The sequence below is a fragment of the Thermosporothrix hazakensis genome (assembly GCF_003253565.1).
Taxonomy (GTDB): Bacteria; Chloroflexota; Ktedonobacteria; order Ktedonobacterales; family Ktedonobacteraceae; genus Thermosporothrix; species Thermosporothrix hazakensis.
The window spans coordinates 1-24621 of the sequence record NZ_QKUF01000048.1 but is presented as its reverse complement, the minus strand read 5'-3'; the positions used below and the strand labels follow the sequence as shown (position 1 = coordinate 24621).

26 protein-coding genes and 2 pseudogenes are annotated in these 24621 nt (G+C 53.9%); 11 read left to right on the top strand and 17 right to left on the bottom strand.

The window, feature by feature from the left end:
- From EI42_RS30070 to EI42_RS32170, 5 genes and pseudogenes are all read right to left on the bottom strand, one after another.
- Positions 1-453, bottom strand: a pseudogene (locus tag EI42_RS30070) (hypothetical protein); the annotation flags it as partial.
- Positions 417-1625, bottom strand: a complete 1209-nt coding sequence (locus tag EI42_RS30065) for a class I SAM-dependent methyltransferase (protein ID WP_111326406.1) — start codon at positions 1623-1625, stop codon at positions 417-419. The gene EI42_RS30065 and the pseudogene EI42_RS30070, both read right to left, overlap by 37 nt.
- An 87-nt stretch (positions 1626-1712) precedes the next feature.
- Positions 1713-2624 carry a bifunctional DNA primase/polymerase gene (locus EI42_RS30060; RefSeq protein WP_170143026.1) on the bottom strand — a complete coding sequence of 304 codons (912 nt, stop codon included), beginning with the start codon at positions 2622-2624 and terminating at the stop codon, positions 1713-1715.
- A 374-nt stretch (positions 2625-2998) separates the two neighbouring features.
- On the bottom strand, positions 2999-3625 hold the full coding sequence (locus tag EI42_RS32175; protein ID WP_137686260.1) for a hypothetical protein: 627 nt from the start codon (positions 3623-3625) through the stop codon (positions 2999-3001).
- A 213-nt stretch (positions 3626-3838) separates the two neighbouring features.
- Positions 3839-4057 (bottom strand): hypothetical protein, encoded by a 219-nt coding sequence (locus EI42_RS32170; RefSeq protein ID WP_137686261.1) that lies wholly within the window; start codon positions 4055-4057, stop codon positions 3839-3841.
- 98 nt (positions 4058-4155) lie between these two features.
- Here EI42_RS32170 and EI42_RS30050 point away from each other — a divergent pair, with 98 nt between their 5' ends.
- Positions 4156-4425: a hypothetical protein gene (locus EI42_RS30050; RefSeq protein ID WP_137686262.1), complete on the top strand. Its 270-nt coding sequence runs from the start codon at positions 4156-4158 to the stop codon at positions 4423-4425.
- A 472-nt stretch (positions 4426-4897) separates the two neighbouring features.
- On the opposite strand, the gene EI42_RS32965 is transcribed toward EI42_RS30050, so the two are convergent.
- Complete coding sequence (locus EI42_RS32965) at positions 4898-5056, bottom strand: hypothetical protein (RefSeq protein WP_170143025.1); 159 nt, start codon at positions 5054-5056, stop codon at positions 4898-4900.
- 292 nt (positions 5057-5348) lie between these two features.
- Here EI42_RS32965 and EI42_RS30045 point away from each other — a divergent pair, with 292 nt between their 5' ends.
- From EI42_RS30045 to EI42_RS30025, 5 genes are read left to right on the top strand one after another with little or no spacing between them, the layout of a single operon-like run.
- Complete coding sequence (locus tag EI42_RS30045) at positions 5349-5879, top strand: RNA polymerase sigma factor (protein WP_111326396.1); 531 nt, start codon at positions 5349-5351, stop codon at positions 5877-5879.
- Positions 5872-6831 (top strand): anti-sigma factor, encoded by a 960-nt coding sequence (locus tag EI42_RS30040; RefSeq protein WP_111326394.1) that lies wholly within the window; start codon positions 5872-5874, stop codon positions 6829-6831. The genes EI42_RS30045 and EI42_RS30040 overlap by 8 nt, the downstream gene beginning before the upstream one ends.
- Positions 6828-7682, top strand: coding sequence for a hypothetical protein (locus EI42_RS30035; RefSeq protein ID WP_137686263.1), 855 nt, complete (start codon positions 6828-6830; stop codon positions 7680-7682). The genes EI42_RS30040 and EI42_RS30035 overlap by 4 nt, the downstream gene beginning before the upstream one ends.
- A gap of 14 nt (positions 7683-7696) precedes the next feature.
- Positions 7697-8449, top strand: coding sequence for a hypothetical protein (locus EI42_RS30030; protein WP_111326389.1), 753 nt, complete (start codon positions 7697-7699; stop codon positions 8447-8449).
- Between the two features lie 20 nt (positions 8450-8469).
- Positions 8470-9396 (top strand): ABC transporter ATP-binding protein, encoded by a 927-nt coding sequence (locus tag EI42_RS30025; RefSeq protein ID WP_111326386.1) that lies wholly within the window; start codon positions 8470-8472, stop codon positions 9394-9396.
- Between the two features lie 62 nt (positions 9397-9458).
- Here EI42_RS30025 and EI42_RS34595 read toward each other — a convergent pair whose 3' ends face one another.
- The 4 genes and pseudogenes from EI42_RS34595 to EI42_RS30005 all read right to left on the bottom strand — a co-directional run bounded on the left by EI42_RS34595 (position 9459) and on the right by EI42_RS30005 (position 13056).
- Positions 9459-10514: an ATP-binding cassette domain-containing protein gene (locus EI42_RS34595; protein ID WP_281279002.1), complete on the bottom strand. Its 1056-nt coding sequence runs from the start codon at positions 10512-10514 to the stop codon at positions 9459-9461.
- A pseudogene (locus EI42_RS34110) lies at positions 10511-11623 on the bottom strand (lantibiotic dehydratase). The gene EI42_RS34595 and the pseudogene EI42_RS34110 overlap by 4 nt, the downstream one beginning before the upstream one ends.
- A 17-nt stretch (positions 11624-11640) precedes the next feature.
- The gene (locus EI42_RS33590; RefSeq protein WP_211326418.1) at positions 11641-11781 is read right to left on the bottom strand and encodes a hypothetical protein; all 141 of its coding nucleotides are present in this window, start codon (positions 11779-11781) and stop codon (positions 11641-11643) included.
- 18 nt (positions 11782-11799) lie between these two features.
- Positions 11800-13056: a lanthionine synthetase C family protein gene (locus tag EI42_RS30005; protein ID WP_170143022.1), complete on the bottom strand. Its 1257-nt coding sequence runs from the start codon at positions 13054-13056 to the stop codon at positions 11800-11802.
- Positions 13057-13421: 365 nt separating this feature from the next.
- Here EI42_RS30005 and EI42_RS30000 point away from each other — a divergent pair, with 365 nt between their 5' ends.
- Positions 13422-13610 (top strand): gallidermin/nisin family lantibiotic, encoded by a 189-nt coding sequence (locus EI42_RS30000; RefSeq protein ID WP_170143021.1) that lies wholly within the window; start codon positions 13422-13424, stop codon positions 13608-13610.
- A gap of 718 nt (positions 13611-14328) precedes the next feature.
- Here EI42_RS30000 and EI42_RS32960 read toward each other — a convergent pair.
- Positions 14329-14481, bottom strand: a complete 153-nt coding sequence (locus tag EI42_RS32960; RefSeq protein ID WP_170143020.1) for a hypothetical protein — start codon at positions 14479-14481, stop codon at positions 14329-14331.
- 315 nt (positions 14482-14796) lie between these two features.
- Here EI42_RS32960 and EI42_RS32955 point away from each other — a divergent pair, with 315 nt between their 5' ends.
- Complete coding sequence (locus EI42_RS32955; RefSeq protein ID WP_170143019.1) at positions 14797-14958, top strand: hypothetical protein; 162 nt, start codon at positions 14797-14799, stop codon at positions 14956-14958.
- 369 nt (positions 14959-15327) lie between these two features.
- Here EI42_RS32955 and EI42_RS29995 read toward each other — a convergent pair whose 3' ends face one another.
- From EI42_RS29995 to EI42_RS29980, 4 genes are all read right to left on the bottom strand, one after another.
- Complete coding sequence (locus EI42_RS29995) at positions 15328-15750, bottom strand: hypothetical protein (protein ID WP_111326368.1); 423 nt, start codon at positions 15748-15750, stop codon at positions 15328-15330.
- A gap of 14 nt (positions 15751-15764) precedes the next feature.
- Positions 15765-16907, bottom strand: a complete 1143-nt coding sequence (locus tag EI42_RS29990; RefSeq protein WP_111326365.1) for a hypothetical protein — start codon at positions 16905-16907, stop codon at positions 15765-15767.
- Complete coding sequence (locus tag EI42_RS29985) at positions 16904-17929, bottom strand: hypothetical protein (RefSeq protein WP_111326362.1); 1026 nt, start codon at positions 17927-17929, stop codon at positions 16904-16906. The genes EI42_RS29990 and EI42_RS29985 overlap by 4 nt, the downstream gene beginning before the upstream one ends.
- 115 nt (positions 17930-18044) lie before the next feature.
- Positions 18045-18914 carry an AfsR/SARP family transcriptional regulator gene (locus EI42_RS29980; RefSeq protein WP_211326417.1) on the bottom strand — a complete coding sequence of 290 codons (870 nt, stop codon included), beginning with the start codon at positions 18912-18914 and terminating at the stop codon, positions 18045-18047.
- 1235 nt (positions 18915-20149) lie between these two features.
- On the opposite strand from EI42_RS29980, the gene EI42_RS29970 reads away from it, so the two are divergent.
- Positions 20150-21115 (top strand): MvdC/MvdD family ATP grasp protein, encoded by a 966-nt coding sequence (locus EI42_RS29970; RefSeq protein WP_111326353.1) that lies wholly within the window; start codon positions 20150-20152, stop codon positions 21113-21115.
- Between the two features lie 3 nt (positions 21116-21118).
- Positions 21119-22210, top strand: coding sequence for a protein-L-isoaspartate O-methyltransferase family protein (locus EI42_RS29965; RefSeq protein ID WP_111326350.1), 1092 nt, complete (start codon positions 21119-21121; stop codon positions 22208-22210).
- A 504-nt stretch (positions 22211-22714) separates the two neighbouring features.
- On the opposite strand, the gene EI42_RS29955 is transcribed toward EI42_RS29965, so the two are convergent.
- Both EI42_RS29955 and EI42_RS29950 read right to left on the bottom strand, forming a co-directional pair.
- Positions 22715-23344: a hypothetical protein gene (locus EI42_RS29955; protein WP_111326345.1), complete on the bottom strand. Its 630-nt coding sequence runs from the start codon at positions 23342-23344 to the stop codon at positions 22715-22717.
- A 1-nt stretch (position 23345) separates the two neighbouring features.
- Complete coding sequence (locus EI42_RS29950) at positions 23346-23702, bottom strand: hypothetical protein (RefSeq protein WP_111326342.1); 357 nt, start codon at positions 23700-23702, stop codon at positions 23346-23348.
- 87 nt (positions 23703-23789) lie between these two features.
- On the opposite strand from EI42_RS29950, the gene EI42_RS29945 reads away from it, so the two are divergent.
- Positions 23790-24047, top strand: a complete 258-nt coding sequence (locus EI42_RS29945; protein ID WP_111326339.1) for a hypothetical protein — start codon at positions 23790-23792, stop codon at positions 24045-24047.
- Positions 24048-24621 lie beyond the last annotated feature (574 nt).

Below are 24621 nucleotides of genomic sequence, written 5' to 3'. Positions count from 1 at the left end.
TTCCACACTCGTCCAGGCAGAGGGCCGGCGCTTCTGCCGGGGTGTCGGCGGTCGTTTTGCGCTGCGGACGCGCATGCACCCGCTCAAAGAAGAGCGGGGCTTTCTCGGCGTGCTGGGTGGCAGCATCATAGCGCTCCAACCCCAGCACCAGCGGAGCATCAGGATCCTGCGCAAAGGCGGCCAGGGCAGCCGGGCGCCGACGGGAGAGGCGTGGTTCCCCGGTCTCGGGTCGGGGGTGCCCTGGATCAGGGTGGCGCGATGGAGTGGGCCATAGCTGGCCACATAGGCATCATAGAGCGTGTTGAGCTGCTGCCGCAGGGGCAGCAAGGTCTCATCGGGCCGGTCAAGGTCGCGCTCGGCCTCCAGGAGCTCTCGCGTGGCCTCGCGCAACTGCACCAGAGCGGTGAGCTCAGCGCTCATCCGCGTGATGGGGACCAGTTCCCCGTGAAGCACCTGAACGAGACGACCGTCCAGCAGATGGTAGGAGCGCTCCTGGCGCCCGTCGGCTCGCTGCGGCAGGAGGTCGGGGTCCAACCGGGTGTAATCGTGGGGGGCAGAGAGCCGCCCCCCTGCGCGGTGATCTCCTCGATCAGGGCGCACACGGCCTGTTCCAATGCAGCCTCGAAGGGCTGCGGGGCGCGTAAGGTGAAGGTGGGATCCCCGAACTGGTTGCGCGTGAGGGCGGGAGTGCCCACCATCTTCTGCGTCTGGTGGGCAAAGTACTCGTTGAGGGCGAGACCCGGCAGCAGTGCCTCCGTCGTCTGGAGCCAGGGGGAGCCCTGCCAGGAGCAGGCCGCGGCGCGCTTTTGCAGGATGAGCAAGTCCGAGACGACCTCGGTGGCGGCGGCACGATGGGCCCCGGCTGGGAGGCGGAGCGCGCCGAGGAGATAGCCCTGTTCGGCCAGTGCGGCACGGTGTGCGGGGCTGCTTGCATCAAGGGTATAGCGGGAGGTGATGAGCAGGGCAAGACCGCCCGGACGCAGGGCTTGCAAGGCCCGCCAGAGGAAGTAGGTGTGCAGAGGGAAGCGATGGCCTCCAGTCTCTCGATCGGAGATGGGGATTTTGCCAAAGGGGACGTTGCCGATCACCAGGTCGTAGCTGTGAGCGGGGATGATCACCTGTTCCAGGCGTGTGCAGAGGATCCGTGCCTGAGGGCAGCGGAGTTGAGCCAGGGCAGCCGAGAAGGGGTCGCGCTCAATGCCGGTGGTAGAAAGGGAGAGCTGAGGCGGAGCTGCGGCAAGGACAGCACCACTGCCACAGCCGGGTTCGAGGACACGGCCCCCGGTGAAGCCGAGTCCCTCAGCCAGGTGCCAGAGGGCGCGAATGAGCGGGGCATCGGTGAAGTAGGAGGTGGGGGTTGCGGCGCTGGCAGCCGCGAAGCCCTCGGGACCGAGCACCAGGCGCAGACGGGCTGCGATCTCCTGCCAGTGTTCGCGAGGCGTGGGTTCAAAGGCGGGAGCAAGCGCGCCCCAGCCCATAAACTGGGAGAGCAGGGCTTGTTCCTCGGGGGTGGGTGGGCGTTGGGTCTCGCGGAGCTGCTGGACAAGCTCAATACAGGCAAGGGTCTGAGTAACGGATGCGGGAAGGGTCTGTCGTGAGACGGAATCGGGTGTGATATGTTTCATGATCGGTGTTCCTTTCATGTGGAAAAGATGAACAAAAGAAACGGCCCCACCCCGGCGGGGGCAGGGCTTCAGGAGGGATCGGAACGCTTAGGAGAGCTGGGCATGGGCCCAGCTCAAGCAACGGAGGGCATCGGAGACCGGGTAGTCGTGCCCGCCGCCTGGAACACGCGCAGCGTATGCGCGCAGGTAGGGCTCCGCTTGCGCGGGCGTGAGCCGGGCCTGTTGAATCAGCCGACAGGCCAGCCAGAGCGCGCAGGTGTGACGGGTGCCGACGCGGGCCCGTTGCAGCGCTCGCGCAAGCCAGTCGTCTGGGGTGATGCTCTGAGCGCCTCGCGTGCTCGCTGGCTGCTGCGATGGAGCGGAGAGGGCAGGGTGGGAGCGTGCCAGTGCGAGGCGCCGGAACCGTTCGCGCTGGCGCACGAGATCAAGCAGCAGCGAGGGAAAGGGGGCGATAGGAGCAAACGAGTGCCAGCGATAGTGCCGCCCATTGGGATGCAGCGAAGGCGGGACGACGATGTAGCCGCCCTCACCCCGCAGATCAATGCCGGGCAGGCCCGCAAACTGGACGGTGCAGCGTAGACGTGAATCCGGGGAGCGGAAGACAAGATGCCGTCCGGAGCCGGTATGGGCAATGCGGGTGGCAAGCACGGCATACGGCGCCTGGTGCAGGTCAAGCAAGCGATGCTGGAGCATGGCTTGCAGGTGCCGCAGGGAAGCAAAGCCATCATGGCGCCCATCGATGTCAAGCACCGTCCAACCCGAGGGAGAGCCGGTCGGGATGGCAACATTGGCCTCAGGCCAGCGCCGCCACCACCAGGAGATCTGTTCCGCGTCAGTGGTGGCTTCATGGAAGCCGCGGGTCCGCGGGTAGGGCACTTTGCCGTTGACAGGGAACACAGGTAGACCGTGGCGAGCATAGAAGAAGGCGGCCTCCCGACAGGTGTGCGGGAAAGCCGCCTTCAGAAAGGACGCCCGGGGCAAAGGAGGCGCGTTCAGCATGGCTGCACCTCCCACGGTCCGTTGTGAGACCGTCTCCGCAGGGCAGGGGTGATCTCGCGAGGAGATCGTGTTCTCTGGGACATGTGAGCAAACAACTCCTTTCTTTCTCGGGAAGCCCCTGCTCCGCGAAGCAGGGGGCAAGGGAACAGCGTTTGCGGGTGTTTGGATGCAGGACATGCTGAGAAACCTCGTGCCAGGCTGGCAGAGGGAGGGATGTCCCGTACATGCGGGTGGATGGTTGGGAGATCTGGGGTGAAGCAGGGTGTGAGAGAGATGGTGGGAACAGGCTGCACCGCGCCGAGGGAGGGGGGCGCGCGGTGGGTATGCGGGCAGCATAAAGAGCACGACCTCGAAAGAGATCGTGCAGCATGCTGTCAGGACTGGCGGATGCGCAGCTCCACCAGTTTGAGACGGATGGTCTGCATCTGTCGCTCAACGGCATTAAGGTGCCGTGTGAGCTCGAAGGCCTCGGACCGAGCCTGCCGCAACTGCTTGCTCTCCTGAAGCGGTTGCTGCTGGATGCGGTGCAGCAGGCGTTCTGTCTGATGCAGCTTGCGGGTCAGCTCCCGAACCGCCGCGGAGGGCGTGTTCTGTTGGCGCAGACACCGCTCGCGATAGGCATGGATCACCGTTTCAGTCCGATGATCCCCGATGATGCTCCCGAAGAAGAAGGCGAGCCATGTGCTGGCCAGTGGCCGGCGCAGGCGGGATTGCCAGAAGGCGTGCTCCTGCTGGATCTGCGTGTGCAGGCGCTCATAGAGCGTGTGCACGGTCTCACGAAGCGCGAGAAGCTGTGCGTCGCGTTGAGCCTGGGCCTCCTGTTCGGCGTGCTGGATGCGGTGGTGAGCTTGCTGCAAAGCAGCCTTCAGTTCCCGCGTCCGCTGAGTGAGCCGGTGGAGTTCTGCTTCGAGCAGCCGCAGGGGCGATGATGCTCCCTGAGAGGCGGGTGTCACGTGCTGGTGACGACGACGAGGTGCGAACCGAGGATGCTGACGAGCCATAGGACTCCTCTCCATTTCGAACAGAGGGAAAGGAGGACAGCATGTCCCCTGGCTGGAGCGGAACGCACCAACCTGCGATCTCAGGGTTTTACATCCTGTGTCCTCCTTTCCTTCTTGCTTCAAACGACCATCTTGTTGGGAGACTGCACAAAGAAGCTGCTGGTGTCTCCCCAGCCAGCAGGGTGCCTGGAGACGGTGTGTGTCCAGGCGGGGCTACCACATGATCCCGGTAGCAGGGATCGCTTTCGCGTGTCCGATCGGTGAGGCAGCTTTATGCGGTGTCGCGCGCCACCAGGAGCGAGCGAGACGGCAGGCGTCCTGACCGAGGGGGACCGCTGTGATGTGTCCCGAAAGCGAAGAGACAGTCGCCTCATCCTCCCGGCGACAGGGAGTTGCTGTGTGTGCGTCCCCACAGCGAGGACCGACCGCCAAACCGTCCCGGCGGCAAGGACTTATGTCTCTACAGACAGTATACCGGGAGTGACAAACGGATCGGCGAGACCATGAAGGGGAGGGGGGAATGGGCGGCGTTGTCCTGGAAGCTGGGTGAGCTGCTGGAAGAGAGGGGAGAGAGGAAAGTAAGTGTTTTTGATGTGGATAAGAGAAAAAAGGTGAGAGGAGAGATGAAAGAAGAAAACGGGAGGGTGAACAAAGGAAAACGGATGCGCGGCGCTCATCCGGACCAAAAACGAGAAGATGGCTTCTCAGGCGGCGGGAAGAGGGCAAATTCGTCTGGCTTCTCCCCCAAAAAGAGACCAAAAACACGAGAAAAAGAAATGCTCTTGTCGTCGAACGTTTGAGGGTGAGGTCAGGCGTAAGGGGGGAGCGTCTTCAGTGAAACGTGTGCTGATCACCATATGGCTGAGAACGAATGTCTCTTTCGCTCTGTTCAACGGCTTGGTGTGTGAAACACATTGGAAACCTCAGACAACGAACCTGGCAAAGGCCGCCAAGGGACGACCACGTTGGCCTTTGCCAGAGGAAGACATTATGTAAGGCCAGCCAGGCATACAGACTTGCAAGGAGATGTGATCGCTCCTGTTTGGAGTCGGAAAAACTGCGCAGTTTTGCAGTCACGGTCTCCACCTCACCTCGTCGAGAAAGCCAATGGCCCAGGCAGGCTGTTGGCTTGCCTGGCCGTCAGTCGATCTCGCACCGTTTTTTGTGATACAACAGGTCGGGGGCTGCCGATGCGGTACTTGACATGTTTTCAGTTGAGTCCTAGAAGCAGAATTACCTGTCAGGTGGCTTCATTCGTGATCAGTTCACGTGTCAATTCCATGCTCTCGAAGCACACCTGTACCAGCAAGAGAAGCGACCAAAGGCTGGTGTCTTTCCCAGAGGCGCGCGGCTAGCGCTGTACGAGGGCTTCAAACCGAGCTGAATGATCGGATCATCCTCTACAATAATGGTTGGAAGCGCTTCCTTCATGCTCATATCTCTCCTTATGCTTTTATCCTTCTATACACTATACAAAGGGGTTGTTGTAGAGATGCCTTTCTTACAGCTCTTCGATATGGTTTTTCTTCTCAATTGGAGGAGCCGGTTTCGGTCCGAAATCGATCACCTTCTTTCTTTTTTTTGATATGAGAGATTTCTTTTGAACTCTTTGGTGCTGTTTTGACACTCTACTTATAGAGGCAGAAAAATCAGGGACCTGAATAGCAGTTTCTTTAAAAAGAAAGGCAAATTCCCTCTGAAAAATGATAACACACTTATTACAATGATTGCAAGAAAAGACCATGCTGCCCTGTATGAATTTTATAAACGGTACAATAAGCGGCTATACGGGTATCTCTGGACTGTACTTGAACAAGATCGTGCCTGGACTGAAGATCTGGTACAGGAGGTATTCCTGTGCGTCTGGCACGCTGCTGGCTCATATCGTGGAGAGGCGAGTGTGGCGACATGGCTCTTTCGGATTGCCCATCACCTGGCTATGAACGCGAAACGCAAGCGTCGTCGCTGGTTGGAGGAGCAGCCTGATGAGGCCGAGGATAGTGCAAGCTATGGGGCCTCGCTGGAAGAAGGCGTGATTCAGCGGCTGCATCTTCTTCAAGCAATTGAGCATCTGAGTGCCAAACACCGTGCAGTTCTGGATCTGCTTTTCGTTCAGGGCTTCACTGTTGAAGAAGCTGCTCATATCCTTCGTGTCCCGGTCGGGACGGTGAAAAGTCGCTTAAGCTACGCACGGCGCTCGTTAGCTGCTTTGTTACAGGATGCCGAACTCAGGGAGGTTATACCCCATGAATAAAAAGAGATCCTGCCAGTATGAACCATTGCTTCCAGAGTATGTGAACAAGAGGCTTGACGAGCGGATGCAGGAAACGCTGACTCGCCATCTCCTGGAGTGTGTTGCCTGTAGGGAAGAAGTGAGGCAGTTGCGAGCGCTTGCAGTAGCGACGCGACAGCAAGCGGTCAACTTTCCGTTTCGTGAAACACCTCTCTGGCAGGCAATTCAAAGCCAATTAGAAGAAGCTACTCCTCGTCTGGAGGCGCTTCCCTTTCTCTATCAGCCAGTCAGGCGGCGCGGCTGGTTCTTCTGGGGAAACATGGTCGGTATGCTCCGGATGCAATGGCGGCTGCTTGGCCGGGATGTGTTGATCTTGCCCTTGTTTCTGATGTTGTGTATGTCAGGATACTGGGGGCTGGCCACCTTTACTGCGCTGCCGCTTTTGAATGCAGTCCACCTGGTTTCAGCAGTATTTGCCTTTCTGGTCTCGTTCTTTACGGCAGGCTGTATGGCTTTTCTCTTTTCGGCTGAAGATCTGCGTGTTCATGCGCTGGCCCGGACGACAAATACGCCAATCTTTTACTTGCTCTTGCTGCGATTCCTGCTCGTTCTTGTTGTGACAACGGGGACGGTGCTGATAGGCGTTTGGTTGTTGTGGCTGCTGGAGCCGAGTCTGACATTTCAATGGGCGCTGACAGAGATCTTTGCTCCTCTTTGTGGGCTTGTTGCCTGTGCCCTGTTTGTTGCATCCCTTTCGAGTGCAGGTGTAGCGCTTGGATGGAGCGGCATTCTGTGGCTCCTGCGGGCGCTCAGTTATCTGCCACAGGACACTTTTTTGAAACAGATGTATGAACCCTGCTGGCATCAGGGTGCGCTGCTTTTCCCTCTGGCCAGTCTTGTATGTCTGGTCGCATTATGGATCTTTGCCAGACGAAGTGCACGAAGAACCGGAGAAAGGATATCTGCATTGTGATGATTTCTCATACCTACCATGCTGTTCCATTACAAGCAAAGCGAATCTCCCGGATAACAGGGCAAGTGGTGGCGCTGGTGAAAGTGGAGTTGCTGATGCAGTGGCGCCGCCGGGGGTTCTGGCTGGCGTTTGCCGGGGCCACGATCATCTTCATTCTGCTCACAGGGATGAATCTCTCCATACAGGTTTCAACCTACCTGACGAAGGTCAGTTCACAGGAAGCCGCTCATTTTATCATCTTTACCCGTTTCAGCTTTTTTACTGGGCTGTCAGGCTTTGTTGCCGGCTTGCTGGTTGTCGATCGTATTGTGCGCGACCAACGGCTTGGCCTTGCTGATATTCAGCAGGCAACCTCGTTACATACAGTCTGTTATGTGCTGGGGAAGTTCTGCGGTAACTGTCTTGCCGTGATGGTGCCCTGCGTACTCAGTTTTCTGCTCTTTCTCAGCGTCTATCTGGTGGCAGGAGTCACAGTGGGGATTCTGTTGCCCTGCTTGCTGGCTCTCTGTGTTGTGTTGCTGCCTGCCTGCCTGTTGATTGTGGCTTTTGTGCTGTTCTTTGCCTCGTTGGTTCCCTTGCGCATGGCTCAGATAGGCTTTCCTCTGCTCTGGATCTGGGCCATACTTGCTCCATTGGGATGGCCATCTATCGCGACAACCATTTTGAGCCCAACCGGCTATTTTGCTGTCGGATACTGGTTTTATACCTCTGGTGTGGCGGATTCGTCGCAACAGTTTACGCTGACCAATGCCATTGCAAATCTTGTTGCTGTTCCCACGCTAGCGCTTCTCTTGTTGTTGCTGTTAGCGCTCGTGTTGGAGATTCTCGCCCGAATATCGGCTTGCGCGTGAAAGGGTGAGGGAGCATGAAGGTTTCTCGTCGTCTTGGTGCGGTTCGAGCGCCGACGCTGTCCTTGTTGCTTGGTGCACAGTTCAGGCTGGCCTGGTATCATCTGCGGGTAATGCGCTGGTATGTGTTGTTCCTGGTATTGCTTGGTTTTGTGGGTGCGGCATTGGTTCTTCGTCTCATGGTCTGGATTCATTATCCGCTTATCTATCAGTATGAGCTCTGTCGGTTTGTGCTGGAAGCGGGAGCAGGCTTGATAGCCTGTATGCTTGGAAGTACCGTGCTGGTCAATGACCCGGCGCTTGAACTGCTGATTGCTTCCCGGGTTGGTTGCTGGAAGATCATCCTCGGGCGCGTGCTGCTGATCTGGCTGATCCTGGGGGTGATGAACGCTTGCTTTGTCGGCTGGACATATGCGCTGGGACTTCACTATAGCTCGTCTGACACACCCTGGCGGCTCTTCTGTATGTGGTTTGTCCCGACCTGGCTTTTTACTCTGCTCGCGTTGATCGCCTCACTGTTTTCGCGTCACAGTGCGATGGGAGGCGTCTTGGGCGCTCTTCTGCTCCTGCTTGAGCTCCTGATGAAAGATTTCTTTCTGAACTATACGGTGCTTCTGCCATTCTTTGTCCCGCTCAGCATCTGGTTCCCTGATTCATCAATCTGGTGGAGCAGCCGTGCGCTCCTCTTCGGCATCGGCATACTTATTGCAATCGGGGTTCGCCTGCGGATACGGCGGGATGAAGCCTTACTCTCTGCTATTCCTCTCTAAAGCAAAGAAGGAGAGATTTGATGGAACTGCTATTACAACAGGTTTCAAAACGATATGGGAAAACGAGTCCGGCTTTGCAAGATGTTCATCTCCGTATCGGAGAGGGGATGTTTGGATTGCTTGGACCAAATGGTGCTGGTAAGACAACACTGCTGCGGATGCTTGCAACCCTGATTCAGCCAACCAGCGGGCAGATTCTCTTTAACGGGCAGGATATCGCCCGGGCTGTGGTACGGAAGCAGTTGCGTGCTCGTCTGGGCTATCTGCCTCAGGAGTTTGGAGTCTATCCAGATCTGACGGCTGAAGAGTTTCTGGAATACTTCGCGTTGCTCAAGGGGCTGTCTGATCGCAGGGCATACCGCAAACAGATTGCCCTGCTGCTGGATATCGTGAATCTTGCCCCAAAAGCTAGAAAGAAGATCAAGACCTTTTCAGGAGGGATGAAGCGGCGTCTGGGAATAGCGCAGGCGTTGCTTGGTGATCCTCAGGTGGTGATCGTGGATGAGCCAACGGCGGGCCTTGACCCGGAAGAGCGGATTCATCTGCGGAAACTGTTGACTGAACTGGCAGGGGAACGAATCCTGATTCTCTCCACTCATGTGGTGGAGGGTGTTGAGCAAACGTGTGATACTATCGCGATTTTAGACAAAGGAGAGGTGGCTTTTGCGGGCCATATTCGCACGCTATTGCAGGAAGCTGAAGGGTACACCTGGGAGTTTGTCGCTAATCGCGAGGTCTTGCTTCCATCTGAGCTACAGATAATGACGATGATTCCGCGGCTGGATGGTATTCATTATCGAGTGGTCGGGAGCCCTCCAGAAATGACGCTACCGCTCACGTCGGTCACACCAACCCTGGAAGATGGCTATGTGCTGCGGAGAAAGCGTCATGCTCAGCAGCGAGCCAGGAAGAGAGATACAACTGATAGGGCTCTTTATCATGGCTGAACTCGTGACACGTGCTTGAAAGGAAGCAGCTCGCCAGTTGGGGTTGCTTCCTTGTTCTGTCTCTATTGATAAGCGGCTGCCTGAAGCTGAAAGAGGTGTGCATATCTGCCCTGCAGACGTAGAAGTTCTTCATGAGAGCCATCTTCTATAAGACGTCCGTCTTCCAGCACAAGAATGCGATCTGCTACTCGCACGGTCGAAAAGCGATGCGCAATAATGAGAGAAGTGACGTCTTGAGTTACTTCCTTCAACTTATCAAATATTTTTGTCTCTGTTTCCGCGTCAATCGAGGCAGTTGGTTCGTCCAGAATAACAATAGCGGCATCACGCACGAAGGCCCGGGCCAGGGCAATCTTCTGCCACTGCCCACCCGAAAGCTGCTGTCCATGCTCAAAAATACGGCCCAGTATGGTTTGATAGCCCTGTGGCAAGGTTTCGATCTCCGTTGCCACCTCGCTTTTTTCGGCGGCGGAAACGATGCGGTTTTTGTTCTCAATGTGTTCGATTGCTCTATAGCCGATATTATCATAGGCAGGGCTGGCATATTGCACAAAGTCCTGGAAAATGGCGCTGATATGTCGCCGGACATCCTGCAAATTGTACTCCTGTAGCGGAATATCATCTATCAGGATCTCACCTTCAGAGGGTTCATAGAGCCGTGTCAAAAGTTTGACGAGCGTTGTTTTACCCGCGCCGTTCGCTCCAACCAGAGCAACACATTGATTGGCGTTCACGGTGAGATTCAGATCCTGGCGTCGTTGTGAGGGGCGCGTGGCAACATTCGCGGTACGTGAGCGAATAGGTAGATAGATCAGCTCGGCAAAAATAGCGTTCGGAGCTAATGCTTCCTCCTGTTCGATGAGCGTGCGAAGATCCTGCTCACACTCTTGTCCAAGAATATCCCAGAAACGCCCAAACGTCCGACCACCGGAGAGAGAACCGCTGTTGGGGCCAATAACGGCTTGCCACTCGTTACCTTGCAAGGCTTCCTGTGATTTTGCCTGAAGCTGAAGATAGATTTCCAGTGAGCGGGGCATATTATCAGGTTCTGCTGGCTGCACTTCCAGTTTCTTGAGCGTGTCATCTGTGAGCGTGATCTGGCGGGCATGTGTATTCAGTGCTTCATGAACCAGTGTGATAAGTGCTTGGTCTCGGGTGGTGGTTGCAGGAGCGTGCCAGGGAGTTGAAAGGGCGAACTGTTGGGGGGATACTGGTAGCCTGAAGGAGCGCCGAGTCCTTTCCCGGGATCAAGGAGTTCCAGAAGCTGCACTTCAGCATGTGGCCCATATTTTTCGAGAAAAGCCATTCGATATTCATGAAGGTGCGGCATGCCATATACCCTGCTTTGCCGCAAAAGAATCTGCACTGCTTGACTGGCAATTTCGCCGATGCTTCGAGGTAATATGGCAGAGGTCAGCTTTAATGCAGTATCTGTTTGTATGCCGGTATTACTGTGAAGTGGTATATCGAGCGTCTTTTGTATATGTTGGATTTCTTCTAGAATGGCTATACTCCGGGTAGCCTCAGCTTGATCAAAGTGTTCTATTTTGAGCAGGACCTGTTTCAGTGTTTCGCGAACTGGGCCAAGCTCGGAGGTATCCGGGATATGCTCAAGGAGATAATGAGCAGGGGAGACCTCTGTTAATGGCGGGCGTAGATCACTGAGGAGGAAATGATTTTCCCATAATGTCTGCAAAAGATACTGTATCTGCGCTTCTGGCACCTGTGGATAGTGCTGTTGCACGATACGGACAAGTTCGGTATGGGGAATGGGTGTACTTGCATGCTGGAGAATAGGGTGTACTGCCGGAGTTCTATTGATATAGACAGAGCTGTTCTGACCCTGCCCATGGATATCGGCGTAGGGTCAGAAAATTTGTGAGGTACCAACGATCGTATTTTGATTAGCGATGACGTTGAGTGAGGAACGAAACTTCTGGTTCTGTTCGATGTAGCGAATAAGCTCGATATGCCAGTTCATATCGATACGGGTTCTGGACTGCCATGCCGATGAGGGCGCAAGTTGTATTGCAGCCTGATCTTCGAGTGTTCCTCGACCAACCCCCGCAAACAAACCGAAAGGGGTGGGACGCGTACTCATGCGCACAATATAGCGGAGCAGCCGCGAATACACACGATTGCGACGCGTGGCCTTCTTCTGCTGCTGAATGTTTTTGATTGCCGTGAGGAGGGTCGGGCTGGCAACGGCTAGTGCGCGTGCAATCAAGGGATCGGCTGCTAGAGTTAAAAGAGCACGATGGCATGTTTCACGTTGATCCGTATCTGTAGCGGGAAGTGCTTGAAAAATGTATTTGTTGATAGTACGGGTGAACGGAGCATAAAGAAGGAAGCGTGCCGATACCAGAGAGCTTCTTGTTTTTCCATGCTTGTAATATGTCCTCTCTATCTAGAAACACTGTTATGAGATAAGAAGGCGTGGTCCCATGAGGGTTCAACATCAGTTGCAGTTGCGAGCAAGACCATAATTATTCCAGGGGCTCCAGTAAGCCATGAAATTTGATCTACCTCTCGGTTACTCTCTTCTCGGTCACGAAAACCAAGAGGATAGTCAGAGTGAAAAGTATCAAGAATCTGGCTTGTAAGGGACGAGATACGGGAGCAAATGAGGCCGCTATCTCCTTCATGGGCAAAGCGATTACAAATCTGAAGCAGCCCTGCCAGCCCATGGCAGAAGGTCGGTGAAATAAGCCAGGTTTTTGCAGCTGGCCGCCGAAGAACAGCTTCTAGTGCCTCTATAGCCAAACGTCTCCAGGCTGTGCGCGAGAGCGCTTTTCCTGCGAGCCAAAGTGCACATGAAATACCAGGTGCTCCATAGCACCTGGCAGCCCTAGCTTCCTTTTGTGGGCCTGCAATGTTCACGGCAGCAGGCCAATTGATACCCCACTCGTCAGTAATTTGCTGCTCTATCAACCAGGTGGCACAGCGCTGGATCGCACCTGCAATTTCGGCGGAAGAAACATCATGTTTATCGTAGGCTCTGTAGGCACAAGCAAGAGCAGCCAGAGGACCGGCTATACCATGAGCAAGCCCACAGTCATACATCCCCTGCGGGTATTCTTGACGCTTACTCCCTGTACTGAGCAGGGAGTAAGGAATCAGCCAGCGATAAAATAGCCCATCTTCTCTGAGGTTGGTAAGCCAGAGAAGATACTGTAGAAGCTTCTCGATAGCCTGGCGAGTAATCTCTTCCTGCTCGGAAATGGTCAGCAGATAGGCGAGTATACCGGCAGCTCCACTCACTACATCGTATTCACTGGCTGCTACGCCTCGCTGTTCGTTACAAGGCAGAGGAAACGAGAGAATCTGTTCGCATAGGTTATGATCCAATGTCCTTTTCAGGGGAAGATATCGCGAATCTATATGGCAGAGTTGGCTTAAGAGAGTTCCCATGCTACTGGTTCCATCAAACAGGGCGGGAGAGAAAAGAGGGTAGTGCTGTGTGCTTTGTACTGCAAGAGAGAAAAAGCGATGTGCAGTCTGGATATAGACTGATTCTGGGAAGCTGCGTGCGAGAACGCTATACATAAAAGCGATTCCAGCGAAGCCAAACGAGAAAGAGGATGGTATCCACTTTCCAGGAACTGATGATTGGTTTAAGGCTTGTTGCGCTATCGCGGCTATGGTGTTGGGGTCGTCCATACGCCTGGCTACTTGGTGAATAATCTCCAGTACCTGACCTCGCATCTTGTCTGAAAGCAGTACTTTCCAAGGACGTGGTTTTGATCGCGATAGGTTGTTTTGCATGCTAGATAAATCCTATCTTAGAAGCAACAAAAATCATTTTATAGGAATAAATATAACTAGAAAAACGAGAATAAAATAGTGATTTGTAACATTAAATAAAATGACTAATATAATATGTTGTTAATATTAATTAATCTATATTTTAGGTGATAAATTTATCTCATATTTTCTCTATATTTAGGATATAATAAAAGCAGAAATGCCTGTACGCCAAAAATGTGCAATGTCAGGCAATGTTTTTAATGAAAGGAATTACTTATATGCCTCAACATGAAGACTTTAAGCTGGAGATCAAGGTCGTTAAGTATGAGCAGGAAGATGCAAACGCGACTCCTCAAATTACTTCGTTCTTTAATTGCACGCCGGGTTGTCTGACAAACAATACCTGCCAGACTTGTACCTGTGCTCAGGGGTGCCCGAGCGATACCAATACGGCGTGCACTTACTAATCCAGCACTGAAAGCGAGCTGCTTTCTCCAGTTTCGTATTTCGGAATATGGAGGAGGCAGCTTTCTTTTACTGTGAGCCAGATGTACCGCTTTTGTGTGAGAAAAGAATACCCAAAAAGGCGGTTATCTGTCTCCCCTTGTAGACGGCTTGATAAGCTGTACAAGAAGTAGTATGAAGAAATTACTAAGAATAGATGATCTATAAATATGAAAAATCGGGCAAATTAATGTTGGATATGCAAGTAGTGCAGCAGATGGCTCGCTGGGAGTGTTGACGCATTGGAGGTATAGGCTGGACAAACAGGCGACGTACCATCTGGAGGTGGTCATGACCACCTCTTTCTGGGTTGGTGCATACTCGTTGTGGGGAGACGCTAAAGGCCTCTATCCGTCCTCAAGCATATCAAGATGGGGTGAAGCAGCTAGGCTCAGAAGGCATTCCAATGATTTTCTTCCTCTCTGAACCGCTTTGTGTGAAACAACATAGAAACTTTATACAAGCAGGTTAGCGAAGGCCAACAAGGGACGACACGTTGGGCATGAAGCCTGTGACAGGCGAAGGGTCTTGCCATACCAGCCGCTAGTCTGGTATGTAGACCCGCGAGGGTGTGCAGTCGTTCTGGTGGAGTCGGCAAAACCCGTGCAGTGTGGCACACACCTGCTGCACGGAGACATTCCAGGGGATGCTCAAGCCGACAATCCGGCTTGGGAGGCGCCACTACGACCATTCCAAAGTGCGCATGATTCCGCTGCTGCTGTCCCTTTGCACTGCCACAATCGCGCAGTAGAGTGTCAAGCAGGGGATGATCAGTGTGGTTGGCTGCGGCAATCCCGTCACCAGTGATGACCCCATTTGCCCGTGATGGCTCATAGCCGCTTCACGCCTTCCTCCCAGCCCAGACGAAGGCGGCTCGCCAATGGGCACGGTATCCTGCCTGCTCGCCCGCTCTCCCTCGCCGGCTGCATCGAGTGGGGACCGCCGTCGAAATTCCCCCCAGAGCTGGTGGGAGCTTCTTGCAGACGCTCAGTCTGTACCTGCATCAGGCGCAGCCGCTCGGGGCAGGTTACGCATGAGACAGTTGAATTGGCTGAGGTGTGGCAGTGGGTAGAGACTGTCCGGTGAAGCGGAAATAATTCCGCTCAGATTGGAAGCGATCCACTGGTTCACAAGGGCCAATGGGCGCACGTGGGAACGCAAGAGACTCGGTTTGTGATCGGGCCTCACTGGTACTGCTGGCACCAAGATGTGACAACAACCATCGCTCATGACAGACCGAATGGTCAGGAAAGTGTCCATGTCGAACATCATGCGTTCCGTTCGGTTCATGGTATGTTTCAGAACACGTGATCGACGATGGATGTCTGCTTTTCACGTCCTTCGTCATTCATTCCAAGCATTGCAGTCGTAATCTTTCCTTTTCCGTGCCCGTGGAGGATTGCTTGAACGGGTGCCTGCTGTTTACTTGCATCACGCCTGGCCCTGGGGTCCGTGCGTCGAGGAGAGAGGAGGAGACAGCCTTCTGTGTCGTGGGTGGGTGCGGCGTGAAACCAGCGAGATGGGGAACGTATCAGGTGGCAACGGCTCATCGGAGGTGTTGAGAAGGAAAGCGTTGCACGAGGTACGGACACGGTGGACAGATGGTGCTTTCCAGTCGGCAGCCAAAGAAAAAGCCCCGCAGGGAAATCTTCCCCACGAGGTGGATCCTTCTCTTCATTCTCATGTTGAGCGATCTGGCGCCGAACACAGGGTTTTCAGAAATTGGGTGAAAGCCTGCATTTCATCCTGATACTGGCGCAGCTTCTGCTCACGCTCCTTCCCCGAAAAGTGCTCGTGAAACCGGGCTCCATTGCTGCAAAGCCGAATCCCGTGAAGGATGAGCACGGTATCGAGGGAGAGAGGGTGTTGCGCGTAGAAAGCTGAAAGATACCGATAGAGTCGCAAACAGTGTTCCTTTTCGCCCTGGAGAGCAACCCAGGGGTAAGGGACCCCCCAATCCAGATGTCCTTCACACGATTGCTTTGTTGGGATGCCGAGCATGTTGAGGGCGACAACCGTGTCAAAAATTCCGGCGTCAATCTTCGTGCCCAACGTATCTGTTACACGCGAAAACGTAGAAGCCATCTCTTCCCACGTCGCCATAGAAACTCCTCCTCTCATTCTTTCGCTCCTTCTGCGCTTTTACCATCTTTTTCAGCCACCTGGCAGAACCGTTGATAGAGTTCTTGCGCTCGCCCTTCAAGTTCCGTTAAAGGCAAGCGTCTACACTGGTATCCGAGAACTTCCGTCAGTGGTTGCATCCGATCTGCTGAAAACCAGATGGTGCCATCCTGCTCAATTCGTTCGATACCGTCTCGTTTTTGTCCCTCCACATTCAAACGAATGGCCTCTTGTAATGAGAGTCCAGGCGGAAGGACGACTTCCACACCATTGGCGGTTGCACGGAAGGGATATGCGCCGGGTAATCCGTTGGCACCAGGGGCGTGAAAGAGATGTCCCTGTTTCTTCCAAAGGTTCTCCAGAACAGCGACCGCTGAGGATGCAGAGAGGATCTGAGTATATTCCCGCACCATTGATGGGATCTGCTGAAAAAGGGCTGCTTGATTGAGCCTGGGAGTAACATCTTGTGCATCTACTCGTACTGAGAGATGATAGGGGGCATCGCCAGGAGTGCCAAGCGTTCTGAGTCGGTGAACAACATGATTATGCCCAACAAAGTAGATTTCTACCTGCTCAGCTGAAAGATGAAGTTGTGCGGCCGCGGCTCGCCGGAGTGCAGGGACAAGATTCCCGGCATTGCCTACTCCTGTCGTTGGCGTGAGCCCTCCTTTTGCGAGTACTGCTGGCGCATTATCGGGTGATGCTCCAATAAGCACCAGTGGATGCAAGCCTGTTTGCTGCACAGCTCGCATGAGTTTATATTGCAGTACCAGTGACCAGGGCAACCACGGACCAGCTCCAGCCGTTTTCAACTTTTCAGCGAGTGGCGATGGTAAGCGTGTAATCGCTGAGGATGGTAACATCGTTGCGGTTGTAAAAATCACATCAGGCTGGAAGCTCCAGAGTAGAGTGGCTATCTGCTCTTCGTTCCACAGATCCAGCATTGCATAGCTTACTTCTGGTGAGAGGCCCAATTGGTGGGCCGCACAGATGGCTAATTGTGTGCGCTGCTGGATATATTCTAAGCGCCGGCCTGCGACCATTACATGGAACGATGGGAACCAATACCGAGAAGAGAGCAGCAATACATCAAAGAACTGCGTTCCAAAATTGCCAAAACCAAGCAGAAGCAGTTTCATAGGGTCCCCCTTTGTAAACCATATGTTGCTGCAACTTCTCGGAGGAGGGCATGCTTTCTCCACGTGCTTGGAAGCTCTTGCTGAAAGATGACCACTGCCTCCTGATAGCGCTTCTTGCTGCCAAGCATTTGTGCACTGGATAGTGAATCTGTTAGCAAAGCAGCATAATGCTCCAGCTCATTCATTTGAATTGCGGCCTTACTGTGTCCATTCCAGATCTCCAAACGCAACCGTTCTGGCATTGTGCCTTGAGCAGGCCGTTGTTGATAAAGGGTGAAAGCGTCAGAGACTTGATGTAACTTCCCGAGTGCCAAAGCGACGAGTCCCGCATGATACGCAAGCGTATAGACACTAGAATCAGCGAAGACAGAGCGTGGATCCTGGTGCGGCGTATCCGGAAAGATCTCCTGTGCATACTGGATATACCATTCTGCTTCTCTCTTTCTTCCTGTTTGGGCAAGCAAGACGGCGTTATTCGAATAGATACGGGACTGTATGAGAGGCGTTGTGTGGGGGGCTACGGTCAGTGCTTCCTGAAGTGTGAGCAGGCTTTTAGCGACGTCTCCATGAAATTCATATGCGTTTGCCAGCTCTACAAGCGCAGCAGCCAGAATAGTATGGTCATGACCGTGTTGGGCAAAGGTCACAGCTTGTTGACACACTGTGAGCTTCTGAGATAGATCAAGTCGATGATGAGCGAGCACGCTTTGTAAACGTAGCCCTATAGAGGCAAGTCTGGCCATCTTTTCTTCAACAGGAAATGCCAAAAGAGAGGGAAGGAAGCTCATCAGGAGTCGTTCCGCAAGCGGAAACTGATTACAATTGAGAAGCGTCCAACTCTCAAGTAAGAGATTCTCAAAACGATGAAGGAGCGTTGGATCAGCTTTCTCCCTTTTTTCAGACGAAGCGAATGGTTGTTTGAGCGCGGGCGTATCCGAAACGTGAGAGCCAGTTAGGAGCACTCCGAGAGCGGCTGCGAACTGCAAAAGGGATTGTCTTTTTGTGGGATCGTGTGGGAACATATACTCCTCCCTTTGGAAAGAAGACGAATGCGTCACACTGCATTGCTCCTCCGGATCGGAGAACAGACATGCTTTCAGGGTTGCGATATTCTGTCGTGCTTCAGCAAGCAAACCGTCAAGCTGATCTCGTGAGATCGCCCAGGAAGTCCCTATAGATGAGGTGTTTGAGACGAAAGGAGGTGGAAAATGTTGGGTATCGGGACAAGAGAAGTCGCTCTGTTGATGAAGATTTCTCTTTCTCATCTGCTCTATATGCTGTTTGAGGGAAAAGTGGCCATCGTGCACGTGTCGCGGCATCAAGCCGTCCCTGAACCTGTGAAAGCACGTCAAGAACGAGCTCTTGATGCTGGTGAGAGCGGTCTGCCAGGTGAAGGAGGTGTTCCACCGCAGCACGATCTGTAGGGTATTGCTCAAAATAGAGCTGAAGCTGAAGGTGTGCCTCTTCCAGCGCTTTTGCCGTCGCGAAGAGTCCGAGCGCCAGTCCTCGTTGCACCTGTTGGCGTGCTTTCTCGATGCGCAGGCGCACAGCCCTCACGGCTTGAAGCTCATACCAGGGCGCTTCCAGGTCATCTGAGAGAAAGAGCCCTCGCCGAGAGAGCTGTTCAGCTTCTTGCCACAACGGCAATGCTACTTCAGGTTGCTCCTGAGACGTTTCCGCTTCCTTGACGAGCGTAAGAAAGGCAGCGACATCCCACCAGAGCGGCCCTCGCAGGGTGATTCGGCGACGCTCTTCCTCAACAAAGAGCATTCTCCGTTCTAATTCCGGGTCTACTCGATGGAGCCGATCCGAGCTCAGCGCAACGTCCAGACGATGGATGCGAGAGCGTGCATCTTCGACGTGAGGCCAGAGCAGTTGGGCCAACCGCCAGCGAGAGAGGCTGTACTTTTCGGCGCACAACAGGATGGTGAGGAGGCCCCGAAACACCGCTGATTTTTGAGGGATGATTCCCTTCGGCCTCCCTTGGCCACAGAGTTCCAGATGCATGGGCCCGAATGTAGAAAAGCGTATTCTTGTTTGTTGACGCCTTTTTCGTTGCCTATCTTCTTGCATGCTTTCACATCTCCCATAGAGCAAATACGCATCATCTCAAGATACGCACGTATCTTTCAAGTGAGGCCGCTTCTAGAAGTATAGCAGAAATAGTGCTGCTATTCTACCCACTTGAGGAGAAATATTCCTCTGGACCATTGTTTGTGATATGTTCTTTTCTCTCTGAAAATGAAGTATGCTAGCAGTACCAAATGCGGAATGAGCTTTCCTGCTTGAAATCGCATTGCTCGTGTGTTCCATTTCTAGCATATCAGAGCGCAGTTCTCTTGTTCCTCCACTTCTGCCTCTCATTTTCCTCACCTGAGAGGAGAATGCTCCTGTCGCTTCTGGTGCGGGGAGACGATTCTTGATGGAGCAAGGAAGACACCAAAAAGCAAGGAAAGAGCAGAAGAAATACGAGATAGAAAATGCAAGAAGACTTGCTCCTCTCTTTTTGACGTCAAAAAGAGAAAGAAGATCTTTTCGCCTCTTTCAATTCGTATCCCACATATTGCAGAGGTATACCAGAAATGAAGCTGCTTTTCTACCGAAGAAGATATCGTTTTCCCGTTTCATACCAGTCTGTGAAAGACACTCTTTTCCGTCAAGACCAGGAGCAACGAAAAAACACACATGTGCTTTTGCTCTTCTGCCTGTCTCCCTCATGCATTCATCTCTCTGCTCTGCTGAGAGCACCTCTCATTTTCCTGATCAGAGAAGGAGGAAATGCTAGCTGTTTCTGGTGTAGCATACACTTCTTCCGCCCTCCAGGTTGACAAATAAAAAAGGGAAGAGTGAAGAGAAATCATCTCTCCTGAAGCACTCTGTGCAAGTGGAACGGATTTTGAGAAGATTGAAGCAAGCAAGCAGGGTAAAAGTGAAAAGAGAAAAATATGAGTGTTATGTGAGCTATATGTGAGTACATATATGTTACGATCAAAAGACAAGAGTATACTGTATGCTAGTAAGATCGAAAGGAGACAAACGGTGGCAGCTTTTCATTCTTCAGAAGTGGAAACCATCCAGGCTCGTCCCGATTCCCCGATGGGAATGCAATTCCTGAAGGTTCCTCGGATCTCAGCATCCGTCTCTTCTCAGACACGCGATCTCACGACACGATCGTGCGATGAAACGTCTGACGATGGAAAAAGTAAGTTGGATTGCATTGATGATGAAGACTAGGAGGCGACATGGCAGTTCTCATCTTATCTCATCCTGATGAAGACGCACATGTCCAGCGCATGGTAGCCGAGCTAGACAAGCTCGGCTACCCCTGGTTCATCTTTGATCCAGGGGCATTCTCCGCCCAAATCTCATTTGAGGCAAGCCTCTCATCTGAAAGGAAGAGAAGCACGCTGACCTTTTGTGAAAAGCACATCTGTTTAGAAGATATCACCAGTGTCTGGTATCGTCGGCCTCGCCCTATTGCAGGGGATGAGACATTACCTCCATTGGAGCGCTTGTTTATTGAGCGTGAATCGAAGGCAGGAGTATGGGGATGGCTTCGGGGACTGGAGGCTTTTTGGGTCAATCCAGTGGATGCGATTCGCGCCGCTGGTCATAAGCCACACCAGCTGCAACTTGCCCAGAAGGTGGGCCTGGCGGTGCCTCGTACGCTCATCACCAATTCTCCTGAGGCTTTTCTTGCGTTTTATGAGGAATGTCATGGGAATGTGATCTATAAACTCATGGGGTATCCCTGGTATATTGATGAGGGGGGTATCCCTTTGAGCCTCTATACGACTCGCGTTCCCCGAGATATGATTGCTCAGGCCCATCGGGTGAGCGCATGTGCTCACCTCTTTCAGGAGTTTATCGAGAAACGCTGTGATTTGCGTGCGATTCTCATTGGAAATGAGGTGTTTACTGTTGAGATCTATGGACTCACCGAGGAAACGTACGTTGATTTTCGCGTTGACTACAGCCAAATACGCTATGCTCCCCATTGTTTGCCGGATCAGATACGAGAGGCTTTGCTTGCAATGAATCGTGCTTATTCCCTTGTCTACTCAGCCATCGATCTCGTTTTCACTGCGGAGGGGCAATACATTTTTCTCGAACTCAATCCCGTAGGACAATTTGGCTGGCTCGATCGACAGTGTGGAGTTCCGCTGTATCGAACGCTGGCAGATCTCTTAGTGAAAGGAACATGGTAGCAGATGACCGATACAGAACACCTTGTGCGACACATTGAGCAGCGGCTTCAGCGTCCCCTTCAACCGGCTATTCGCCAGGCTTTTCTTCATATTCCACGGGAGGAGTTCGTATCCCAATACTATCAAAAGCGTGAAAATGGTCTCTCCTGGAAGCTCGTACCTGCAAGCACCCAGCAGGTCTATCAGGATCAAGTGTTAGTGACAGCAATAGATGACAAGGAGAGGCCGTTCAGCTCAAGTTCTCAACCATCCGTTATGGCTCTTCAATTGGAGGCCCTAGAGATTCAACCGGGGCAACGGATCCTAGAGATTGGAACCGGGACAGGCTATAATGCGGCCCTCCTTGGCTTTCTTGTGGGGGCTGGAGGGCAGGTTATCAGTATTGACATACAAGAGGGATTGCTTGAGGCAGCGAAACGGAGGCTCTCACCAACAGGGAATATCTCTGTTTTGTATGATGATGGCTTTGCAGGGTGTCGCGAGTATGCACCCTATGACCGTATTCTCGCGACATGTGGTGTTCGTCAGGTACCGCAAGCCTGGACTGATCAGCTTCAGTCCAGTGGTCGTCTGATCTGTAACCTTCATACCAATCTTACAAGTATCTTCCTCTGCGCTGACAAATGTCCTTCGGGTCGACTTGAAGGACGACTCCTTGATATTGATGCCGCATATATGCTGATGCACACGGGTTCCTATCAACCGGGCAAACCACTCGATTGGTCTGCATACGAGGCGCTGCCACAGAGGCACGTTCAATTTGCCGAGCCAGTCGATGTCTTGCTGAAATCCCCCGCTTTTTGTTTACAGCTTCAGGCTTTGGTGCCAGGAATTTTCAAGAAATATCACGGGAATCGTGAGGCGATCTATCTCTATCTCTTAACGGATGAGGTTGCGATGCGGGTAGATGGGGACTCGCTGCTTTTCTTTGGTGATCAGCAAGCAGACATAGAACAGAAAATAAAACAGTGTGTCCAGCTCTATAGAGCATCAGGGAGATTGCCGATCAGCGAGTATCGGTTTTCGCTTGATGGGGATTGCTTGCACTTCTCCGTCGCAGGGAAGGCATTTCAACTGTGCCTGCAAAACGAGTAGGGGATGAGGGAACCCTCATCCGATAGGGAGGGGGTTCAAGGTCCGTGTTCTCTCATGGGAATGCTCGTGTGCTGGTGGTCTGAGAGACGGGCCTTCCCCTCTTCTCGGCAGGAGGTGGCTGAGGGGGCACCAGTATCTGCGTTGGCTTGCGCAGGGAGCTGCGTGAAAAGGGTCTTGTGTGGCCTGTGCTGGGGTGGTTGAGGTGGAACCCCGCTGGCTCGGGTTCGTGGAGCAGGGAAGCCAAGAGGATCTGTGGCGACCGAGCAGCAGACGCTCTGAAAGGTGGTGGGGGTGCCGTTGTGGCAGGGAGCGGAAGGGATTCCTCCGTGAAGGGGGAAGAGCATTCAGACGTGAGGGGATGCGAGCTGGTAAGGAGGAGCGGTGCGGAAGGAAAGGCGGGGCCGCTGTGTCCTGGCTCATCGGAACAGGGGGATGTTCCCATGAAGCCGGAACCAACGGCACGAGAGATGTGTGTCCTGCGAGGCCAGGAGGCGTGGTGAGTGGTCAGGAAGCGGGGCTCTTGCGGCTGCCTGCTCTGGCATTGGGAGTGAAGGGGAAGAAGGCGTTGTCGCGCCTGGGAGAGAGGGGGATGCAGGAGGGATGCGTTCCCTCCTTCCAGCGATCCCTCCCGTCTGGCCCAAATGCTTTGAAGGCAAAGGCCGCCTGCTGGAAGACATCGGGGATTGCGCTGGCGGTGGTGATGCGATGTGTGAGGAGGTATGTGGCGAGTTCAGGGTCGACGCCGGTGACGAGTGATGGGGGAAGCGAGTCGAGGGAGCGATCTGCTTTGCGTGCCCGCTGAAGCGCTTGCAGGAGGGCTTTGACCGCTGGCGTGAGGCCTGCGCGTTTCCAGACCGTATCCTGCTCGATGTGGCCGGTGCGCCGGATGAGGGCTGCACGGAGCGCTGGAAGACGGCGTTCAAAGGGATTGAGGGCGGCCCGAGCCAGTTCCACCGAGCCCAGTTCTTCTGGAGAGGGCACGGTGAATGCCTGCTCTGAAGGTGCTGTGGGACCAGGTGAGGCGATCTCTGAGCCATCGTCGCCCGCGGTCATCTCCGAGGGCGCAGCCTCAGGGGAGGCCTGAACACGTGTCGCGAGCTGGTCGACGAAGAAACTTTCTTCCGTCGAGAGCAACTCAGCAGCACGGTCGAGTGCTGCTTGCGCAGCCTGAAGGCGTGCGGTGAGGCGTTGGCGGCGTACGGTGAGGAAGTGTGTGTTGAGATGCCTGTTTGCACGAGGCGAAGCGGCGTTCCAAGGCCTCCCGTGCGGTCGTCTCAGCGTGAGCCAGGCGAGCACTGGCTTCCTGATCCTGGAGAGCGGTGAGCTGTGCCATGAGCTGGGTGGCAGTGGCCTGAAGCGCGTGAAGGTGGCTCAGGACCTGTTCTTGTGCGGTCTGGGCATCCTCGAAAAGGATGTCGAGCGGATGTGGCTGGTGGGGCTGCCAGTTCAGGCGCCCGCTTCTGCTGCGTTCGATGCGACGGGATGTGTTCATCGTGCGTGCGTCCTCCTCTGAAAAGAGGTGTGTCCTTTCTCTCGTCTACTGGACAGAAAGAGAAGAAGCCAGTCGGAGGATGTTCCTGTGACCGACACCGGGGCGCGTAGAGGGCTTTTTCGATGGGGTTTGTGCATCGAAAAAAGAGCAGGCGCGCTGCGGATTGATGCGCCTGGCAAGCTGGTTGATGGGTTCCACCTGTGGGCGACCCTTGTGGAAAAGGCTGGACGTGGTGACGAAAAGAGCCTTTTTTGTTTGCTTCTCAACAGGATGCGGCGGAGGGGCTTCGTGGGAACATTACCCCTGTTCCTGGAGCGAGCGCAATCGTTTCGGCTGCTCACGTGAGGGGGATCGCGTGACAATGGTGTCCAAACGCTTGAGCGTTTCACCGTCGAAACGTTCGGGACGTCCAAAATGGGTAGGATTGCTGGAAGGCCAGCCTCCTGGGTCAGGATTTTGGGACCCCCGAAGAACCTGCTGTGGTTTGGATGGCCCCCAGCTCTGAGGATGGTGTGTGCAAATACCCCTGAGAGGCGACGATTGGCACAGAGGTGGGGAAAGGGGGAGGTTGGGCTTGATGGGGCGCAGGGGGTCGGATATTACTACAATACTATGTTCCTGTCTTGGTGTCAAGATCGCATGTACCTGGTAACAGGAACCACTCATTCTGCTTTTATAGTAGTAAGTAACATAGGGAACAGCAGGAATGTTCCCGTATTGACTCAGGTGTCATCGGTACTTACCCTATGTTCCTGGGTGATATTGGGACTTTTGTCCTAGAAACAGGGGTGGTCAGGGCATTTGCATACACAATACCTCCGCTCGTCGCGGGAGTAGGGGTGTACTACAAAGCAGTAACGGGCCCTATGTTCCGTTGATAGGCATGTAGTCACTTACTACAATGACAGGAACATGGGGA

Excerpts from the sequence above, each read along its gene's own strand:
- EI42_RS30065 (WP_111326406.1), bottom strand. The coding sequence starts at position 1,625 with ATGAAACATATCACACCCGATTCCGTCTCACGACAGACCCTTCCCGCA.
- EI42_RS30060 (WP_170143026.1), bottom strand. The coding sequence starts at position 2,624 with ATGCTGAACGCGCCTCCTTTGCCCCGGGCGTCCTTTCTGAAGGCGGCT.
- EI42_RS32175 (WP_137686260.1), bottom strand. The coding sequence starts at position 3,625 with ATGGCTCGTCAGCATCCTCGGTTCGCACCTCGTCGTCGTCACCAGCAC.
- EI42_RS32965 (WP_170143025.1), bottom strand. The coding sequence starts at position 5,056 with ATGAAGGAAGCGCTTCCAACCATTATTGTAGAGGATGATCCGATCATT.
- EI42_RS30045 (WP_111326396.1), top strand. The coding sequence starts at position 5,349 with ATGATTGCAAGAAAAGACCATGCTGCCCTGTATGAATTTTATAAACGG.
- EI42_RS30040 (WP_111326394.1), top strand. The coding sequence starts at position 5,872 with ATGAATAAAAAGAGATCCTGCCAGTATGAACCATTGCTTCCAGAGTAT.
- EI42_RS30030 (WP_111326389.1), top strand. The coding sequence starts at position 7,697 with ATGAAGGTTTCTCGTCGTCTTGGTGCGGTTCGAGCGCCGACGCTGTCC.
- EI42_RS30025 (WP_111326386.1), top strand. The coding sequence starts at position 8,470 with ATGGAACTGCTATTACAACAGGTTTCAAAACGATATGGGAAAACGAGT.
- EI42_RS33590 (WP_211326418.1), bottom strand. The coding sequence starts at position 11,781 with ATGGAAAAACAAGAAGCTCTCTGGTATCGGCACGCTTCCTTCTTTATG.
- EI42_RS30005 (WP_170143022.1), bottom strand. The coding sequence starts at position 13,056 with ATGGACGACCCCAACACCATAGCCGCGATAGCGCAACAAGCCTTAAAC.
- EI42_RS30000 (WP_170143021.1), top strand. The coding sequence starts at position 13,422 with ATGCCTCAACATGAAGACTTTAAGCTGGAGATCAAGGTCGTTAAGTAT.
- EI42_RS32960 (WP_170143020.1), bottom strand. The coding sequence starts at position 14,481 with ATGAGCCATCACGGGCAAATGGGGTCATCACTGGTGACGGGATTGCCG.
- EI42_RS29995 (WP_111326368.1), bottom strand. The coding sequence starts at position 15,750 with ATGGCGACGTGGGAAGAGATGGCTTCTACGTTTTCGCGTGTAACAGAT.
- EI42_RS29990 (WP_111326365.1), bottom strand. The coding sequence starts at position 16,907 with ATGAAACTGCTTCTGCTTGGTTTTGGCAATTTTGGAACGCAGTTCTTT.
- EI42_RS29985 (WP_111326362.1), bottom strand. The coding sequence starts at position 17,929 with ATGTTCCCACACGATCCCACAAAAAGACAATCCCTTTTGCAGTTCGCA.
- EI42_RS29980 (WP_211326417.1), bottom strand. The coding sequence starts at position 18,914 with ATGCATCTGGAACTCTGTGGCCAAGGGAGGCCGAAGGGAATCATCCCT.
- EI42_RS29970 (WP_111326353.1), top strand. The coding sequence starts at position 20,150 with ATGGCAGTTCTCATCTTATCTCATCCTGATGAAGACGCACATGTCCAG.
- EI42_RS29965 (WP_111326350.1), top strand. The coding sequence starts at position 21,119 with ATGACCGATACAGAACACCTTGTGCGACACATTGAGCAGCGGCTTCAG.
- EI42_RS29950 (WP_111326342.1), bottom strand. The coding sequence starts at position 23,702 with ATGAACACATCCCGTCGCATCGAACGCAGCAGAAGCGGGCGCCTGAAC.